The organism is Streptococcus sp. GMD4S (genome assembly GCF_000296955.1).
This window is the reverse complement of sequence record NZ_AJRE01000379.1, coordinates 1-624: the sequence shown is the minus strand read 5'-3', so window position 1 is coordinate 624 and position 624 is coordinate 1. Positions and strand designations below refer to the sequence as shown.

1 pseudogene is annotated in these 624 nt (G+C 42.5%); it reads left to right on the top strand.

The window, feature by feature from the left end:
• Window positions 1–563: pseudogene (glmM, locus tag GMD4S_RS10015) on the top strand (phosphoglucosamine mutase); the annotation flags it as partial.
• Between the last annotated feature and the right edge of the window lie 61 nt (window positions 564–624).

Sequence of the window (624 nt, the reverse complement as noted above, 5' to 3'; positions counted from 1 at the left end):
TCATCGGGAAATACCTTTCTGAAAAAGGCCAGTTGGCTCAAAATACCATCGTGACAACGGTTATGTCTAACCTTGGCTTCCATAAGGCTTTGGATAGCGCTGGCATTAACAAGGCAGTGACTGCTGTTGGTGACCGCTATGTCGTTGAAGAAATGAGAAAATCAGGCTACAACCTTGGTGGTGAACAATCAGGTCACGTTATCTTGATGGACTACAATACAACTGGTGATGGTCAATTATCAGCTGTCCAATTGACCAAAATCATGAAAGAAACAGGCAAGAGCTTGTCTCAACTAGCATCAGAAGTGACGATTTACCCACAAAAACTGGTCAATATCCGAGTGGAAAATGCCATGAAAGAAAATGCCATGGAAGTACCAGCCATCAAGACAATCATAGAAAAGATGGAAGAAGAGATGGCAGGGAACGGCCGTATCCTTGTCCGCCCAAGTGGAACAGAACCCCTCTTGCGTGTCATGGCAGAAGCACCAACAACAGAAGAAGTCAACTACTATGTAGATACGATTGCTGCTGTGGTTAAAGATGAAATCGGAATTGACTAAAGCCTAGAAAACTAGATGAAATGATAAAAATGTGGTACAATTGCATAGTAAATTGTAGCAA